Annotated in this window: 4 protein-coding genes; 1 reads left to right on the top strand and 3 read right to left on the bottom strand. The window is 62.5% G+C overall.

Annotation, left to right across the window (positions count from 1 at the left end):
• The coding region (gene cysS / locus KBT70_RS05280; RefSeq protein ID WP_296629481.1) for a cysteine--tRNA ligase at positions 1-1,320 on the bottom strand (1,320 nt) is incomplete at its 3' end.
• A gap of 391 nt (positions 1,321-1,711) precedes the next feature.
• Between cysS and KBT70_RS05275 the strand changes: the two genes are divergently transcribed.
• The gene (locus tag KBT70_RS05275) at positions 1,712-3,250 is read left to right on the top strand and encodes a trimethylamine methyltransferase family protein (RefSeq protein WP_296629480.1); all 1,539 of its coding nucleotides are present in this window, start codon (positions 1,712-1,714) and stop codon (positions 3,248-3,250) included.
• Between the two features lie 105 nt (positions 3,251-3,355).
• Here KBT70_RS05275 and KBT70_RS05270 read toward each other — a convergent pair whose 3' ends face one another.
• Together KBT70_RS05270 and KBT70_RS05265 are read right to left on the bottom strand one after the other, a co-directional pair.
• Positions 3,356-5,056 carry a transducer-like protein, TlpC gene (locus tag KBT70_RS05270; RefSeq protein WP_296629479.1) on the bottom strand — a complete coding sequence of 567 codons (1,701 nt, stop codon included), beginning with the start codon at positions 5,054-5,056 and terminating at the stop codon, positions 3,356-3,358.
• Positions 5,057-5,073: 17 nt separating this feature from the next.
• Positions 5,074-6,180, bottom strand: coding sequence for a chemotaxis response regulator protein-glutamate methylesterase (locus tag KBT70_RS05265; RefSeq protein WP_296629478.1), 1,107 nt, complete (start codon positions 6,178-6,180; stop codon positions 5,074-5,076).
• Positions 6,181-6,185: the final 5 nt, after the last annotated feature.

The raw sequence follows: 6,185 nt of genomic DNA, 5'->3' as shown, positions 1-6,185 counted from the left end.
ATCAACTTCTGAAAAGTCCTTTGTTTCCATGGCTTTCAGTCGCGCATCTGAGAAATGAGCAACTAGGTTTTCGATGGTCGCTTTGGAGGCGAGAATCTCAACTGCCCCATCAAAGATCCAAGACCCCATCACAGCATTGTCCTCCAAAAGCCCCATAAGGCGTGCAGATGCTGCAAAATCGTCGACTTCTTGTTGATGAACCTGCACCCGTTGACAGTCTTGGATGGATTTTGCCATTTCATGGAGGAGCGAAATCGCCCCCCAAGTATTGAGGTCATCGTAGAGCATTGCGAGAACCCGAGGGTCTGCCCTGCCACCGCTTCGCGCCGAATTTGTGAGATTACGCCACTTCCCTAGCGTCTTCTCCGCCTCCCGCGCCTTTTCAGCCGTCCAGTCCATCGGCTTGCGGTAATGCGTGCTCAGGAACACGAACCGGATCACCTCTCCCGGCACACCCTGATCCAGCAAATCCCGCACGGTAAAGAAATTGCCCAAGCTCTTGGACATCTTCTTGCCCTCGACCTGCAGCATCTCGTTATGCAGCCAATAGCGCGCGAACTGACCTTCGGGATGGGCGCAGCAGCTTTGCGCGATCTCGTTCTCGTGGTGCGGGAACATCAGATCATTGCCGCCGCCGTGAATGTCGAAACTCTCGCCCAAGAGCTCATGCGCCATGGCCGAACATTCGATGTGCCAGCCGGGCCGCCCCCTGCCCCAAGGTGAAGCCCATCCCGGCAGGTCATCGCTCGACGGTTTCCACAGCACGAAATCCATCGGGTTGCGTTTATACGGTGCCACCTCGACCCGTGCGCCCGCGATCATGTCATCGACCGAGCGGCCCGACAGCTTGCCATACCCCTCGCGCCAGCTATCGACGGCAAAGAGCACATGGCCTTCGGCCTCATAGGCGTGGCCCTTGGCGATCAACCCCTCGATCATCGCCACCATCTGCGGGATATACTGCGTGGCGCGCGGCATGTGGTCGGGCTTGAGCGCGCCCAAGGCCGCCATATCGTCGAGAAACCATTGTGTCGTTTCCGCCGTGATCTCGCCAATCGAGCGCCCAGACTCAGCCGCGCGGGCGTTGATCTTGTCATCCACATCGGTGAAGTTGCGCACATAGGTCACGTGATCTGGCCCGTAGACATGGCGCAGCAAGCGGTAGAGCACGTCGAACACCACCACGGGGCGCGCATTGCCCAGATGCGCCCGGTCATAGACCGTCGGCCCACAGACATACATGCGCACGTTATCTGGATCGAGAGGCGCGAAATCCTCTTTCCGCCGGGTTCGGGTGTTGTGCAGCTTGATCGTCGTCATCTTGTCCTCGCGCGCGGTCCCGCGGCGGGCTTAGCAACTTCGTGATCACTTGGAAACACAAGACCGGCCCGCCTGAGAAAACTCAGGTGATAATGCAGCGGATAATGCAGGGTGCGGTGCTCATGCCGCTGTCCTAGACCCCAGAGCCGCACCCGTCAAGCACGACGATCGAGGTCGCATTTGCGACACGCGTCGGATTTGGAACAGACAGACGGCCCAGAATCATATGCTCTCAGCGCATCTGACGGAGAACACCATGCACCCACGCAGCAAGATCGCGCTCGTTGTCCGCACCATCGGTGCGGAGCGGGGCCGTGCCGCGCGCGGGCGCCCCTTGGCGGCCTGAGCCCAGCCAAACCAACCCGTTCTTTTCCTTCAGGATACCCAAGACATGACCGAGACAATCACGCGCCGCGCCGGTGGCCGCGCTGCCCGCCGTGAGGCCCGCTCCAACCCGCTCGCCGCCAATCTGCGCCCTGTGCATCCGGGCCAAGAGGGCGGCACCTATCGCCCGCTGAGCCAAGCGCAGATGGACCGCATTCATCAGGCCGTTCTCGACGCGCTCGAACAGATCGGGCTGGCCGATGCGCCCCCCTCTGGTGTGGCCTATCTGACGGGGGCGGGTGCGATCCTCGGCTCTGACGGGCGTATCCGCTTTCCCCGCGCGCTGATCGAGGACACCATCGCCAAGGCCAACCGCGAGATCACGCTCTTTGGCCGTGATCCCCGCCACGACATGCTTCTCCAAGGCAGCCGGGTGCATTACGGCACCGCCGGGGCAGCGGTGCATCTGGTCGATGTCCACACCCGCACCTACCGCGAGAGCACCGTGCAGGATCTGCATGACGCGGCGCGCATTGCGGATCAGCTCGACAATATCCATTTCGTGCAGCGCCCCATGGTCTGCCGCGATATCGTCGACAACCGCGAGATGGACCTCAACACGCTCTATGCCTGTTGCGCGGGGACCACGAAACATGTGGGCACCTCCTTTACCGAGCCGGGGTTCGTCGCCGATGCGATCGAGATGCTGCACCTGATCGCGGGCGGCGAGGATAAATGGCGCGAGCGGCCGTTCGTCAGCAATTCCAACTGCTTTGTCGTGCCGCCGATGAAATTCGCCACCGAATCCTGTCTGGTCATGGAGGAATGTATCCGCTTGGGCATGCCGGTGCTGCTGCTCTCGGCCGGTCAGGCCGGGGCCACCGCCCCTGCCCCAATCGCCGGGGCCATCGTGCAGGCAACGGCGGAATGTCTGGCGGGCCTCGTCTATGTCAACGCGATCAAACCGGGGTTCCCGGCCATTTTCGGCACCTGGCCGTTTGTGAGCGACCTGCGCACGGGGGCGATGTCGGGCGGTTCGGGCGAACAGGCGCTGCTGACTGCGGGCTGCGCGCAGATGCACAAATACTACGGCCTGCCGGGCGGGGCTGCGGCGGGCATCGCCGATGCGAAGCTGCCCGACATGCAGGCGGGCTGGGAACAGGCGACCTCGAATGTCATGGCGGGGCTCTCGGGCCTCAACATGGTCTATGAGGCGGCGGGCATGCATGCCTCCTTGCTGGGGTTTTGCCTTGAATCGCTCATCCTTGGTGATGACCTGATCGGTCAGGCGCTGCGCTGCACGCGCGGGATCGAGGTGGATGAGGATACGCTCAGCCTTGAGGTGATCCGCGCCACCTGCATCGGCGGGCCGGGCCACTACCTCGGGGCGGAACAGACGCTGGGGCGGATGCAGACGGATTACCTCTATCCCTGCATCGCCAACCGCTCGTCGCCCAAGGAGTGGGACGAGTTGGGCAAGCCGGACCTGATCGCCAAGGCCACGGAAAAGAAGTTGAAGATCTTGTCGGAACGGGCGGCGGCGCGGTTTGACCCGGTAACAGATGCGGCCATTCGCGAGCGGTTCAAGATCCACCTGCCCGCGTGAAGTTTGCGCGGCAAGAGATTGAATAAAAAATGAAAACCCGCTCTCGCATGTAGAACGAGAGCGGGTTTTCTTTGGGTCAGACGGGGCGCGCGAGGCTGAGGCCGCTCAAAAGAAGATATCGGCAAGCGCGTCCCCGCTCGCCTGCGCCGCGCTGTCGGGGGGCGGCGTAATCTGGCGCGTGCCTACGAAAATACCGTCATGGATCAGACGCTCGGCGCCCATCGTGTAAATGGCGTAAAGCTGGCTCAGGCGATCCTGCTCGGACGGCAGGCTGTCATAGACCGAGCGCCCCGCATTTTCTCCTGAAATCAACGCTCTGAGACCCGAAATGAAGGTGCCGAGATCAACCTTGGCCGCGTCAAGCGAGGCGAGCGATGTCTGGCTTGCGTGCAGCGCGATCTTGAGGGCGTCGCCCTTGATGGCACAGCCCTCTTTGGCGGCGATGACCGCCTGATCGGTGGCGCGGAGCCGGTCAGAGATATCCTGCGCAAACCCCACCGTGCGGGCCATCTTGTCAGCCGCACGCGACACATCGGGCATGGTCGTGGTCGCCAGCGCGCCCGTCGTCGTGGCGATCTGGTCAAAGATTTCGTTGGAGATCTTGGTCAGAGACAAGACCTGACGCGAAAGCTCCTGTAGCGCGCCCGCCTCGGAGCCCATGTTGCAACAGACGATAAAGGTATTCAGACCCAGCATCCGGATATGATGATCCAGCAACCCCATCTCGGCGGCGATGGTCTGAATCGCGCCAACATGGTGCTGTGTGGTGTGCCCAATCCGGTGCAGGACATCCAGATTGGTCTGGCTGGACTGCAGCGCAGCCGACAGGCGGTTGGCACAGTCGATCATCGCCGCAACCCGCTTTCTCTGGGTGTCGTTCGGATCGAGATAGACCTGATCCGCCGCGCCCAGAACCTGCTCGGATTTGACGCGGATGGCGGCAAGCCGCTGGAGCACCGAGGCCACATCGCGGGCAATCTCATCCCGGCTGGCGTCGGCCTGACAGACCGCGAGATAGGACAACCCGTCGCTTGCCTCTGGCCGCTCTTGGGCGACGGCGGCGGCCAGAGAGGCGCGCGTGATGACCTCGACATGCTCCAGACGTTGCCGCACGGAATCGCCTGTCTGCAATTCCCCGACGATGGCCGACACCTCGGCGAAGATATCCCGCATGCCGGTTTCGATCACGGCATTGCCAGAGGCCAGTTCGTGCCGGTCCCGTTGAATTTCGTGGATCAGCGCCTCGAGACCGGCAAGGGCCGGGGCGGCCCTGTCCTTCATGTCGCGGGAGAGGTTGAGAGAGAGGAGATCAAGATCGGCCATTTCGACCTCGATGATCTCGATATGCGCTTGCAGCGATTTGAGCTGCGCGTCGGCAGAGGCCGCGATACGGGCCAGCTCGATCGAGAATTCGTCGATCTTGGGTTCCTGCCGCGTCATGGATTTGCCCAAGATACGCGAAATCGGGGCCGAGGCCGACATGGTGCGGATCACCACGGACAGATGGCTGACATTGCTCTGGATCTTGCGGATACCCGCGCGCAGGGTTTCGGCCATCTGAACAAAGGCCTGCACATCAACGCTGATCTCTGCACTGTGCTCGACCGAATTGAGGCAGAGCGCCCGCAGCGTCTGGGTTTCTTCCGGGCCAAGAACCACGCTGAGCCGGGCCAAGACCGCGCGCAGTTGCATCAGGTCTTCCACGCTCATCCCAAGCCCCTGCCCGGCCTTGAGAAAGATCGTTTCAATGGTGCCGGTCGCCTTGCCGAGACAATCGAGATAGGCGTTGCACAACAGGGTTCGCACGTGAGGATGCACCGGGTCTACCTCGCGCGGAGTTGATGGGTATTGGCAAAGGCGCCAATCGCGCCGGGAACCTCGGAGAGCGCGACAACGCGCGTCGCGGCCCCCATGCGGATCGCCTCACGCGGCATGCCAAAGACGACGCAGGTTTCCTCGTTCTGGGCAAGGGTCGTGGCCCCGGCATCGCGCATCTCGCGCAAGCAGCGTGCCCCATCATCGCCCATACCCGTAAGGATGATCCCGAGCGCATTCGAGCCGGCGGTCTGGGCGGCAGAGCGAAAGAGGATATCGACCGAAGGGCGATGCCGACAGATATAGGGGCCATCCACCACCTTGACGCTATAGCCGCGCCCATGGCGGGCCAGCATCATGTGAAAATTGCCCGGCGCAATCAGCACCTCGCCGGGGTTGCACATATCACCATCAGCGGCCTCTTTCACGCTGACGCGGCAGAGGCCGTTGAGGCGGCGCGCGAAGGCGGCGGTAAAACCGGCCGGCATGTGCTGCACGATGACAACCGGGGGGCATGTCACCGGCAGGTCAACCAGAATCGAGCGGATCGCCTCTGTGCCGCCGGTGGACGCCCCGATACAGACGATGGGCGTTGTCGGGGCGATGGCTTTGGGCCGTGCGGGCGGAATGAGGGCATCCGCCAAGAGCTTGGTGCCGGTCTCGCGGGGGGGCGTGACCTTGCGTGCCGCCTTGTGGCCGGTTTCGGCGGCGGCGTGGATCGCGTCACAGATGGCGATGGCGGACTCCTGAAAATCGGCATCGGTCCTCGGCGCGGGTTTCGAGACAACCTCGACCGCGCCACTGGCAAGGGCGGTCAGCGCAAGGTCTGATCCCGCCTCGGCATGGCTGGAGCAGATCACCACCGGAATGGGCCGTTGCGCCATGATCTTGCGCAGAAAATCGAGCCCGGACATGCGCGGCAATTCCATGTCGAGCAGCATGACATCGGGCAGGCCCGCTTGCATTTTCGACACGGCGATAAAGGCATCCGCCGCCGTGCCGAACAGTTTGAGCGTCGGATCGGTTTCCACGATGCGCATCAGCATGGCGCGCGCCGAGGCGGAATCGTCCACGATCAAGACGGAAATCTGAGGTTTGCAGGCACTGTCCAGCATCGCGG

Source organism: Roseovarius sp. (assembly GCF_018066915.1).
Lineage (GTDB): Bacteria > Pseudomonadota > Alphaproteobacteria > Rhodobacterales > Rhodobacteraceae > Roseovarius.
Note: the sequence above shows the minus strand (reverse complement) of the source record. Positions and strands in the feature narration are given on the sequence as shown.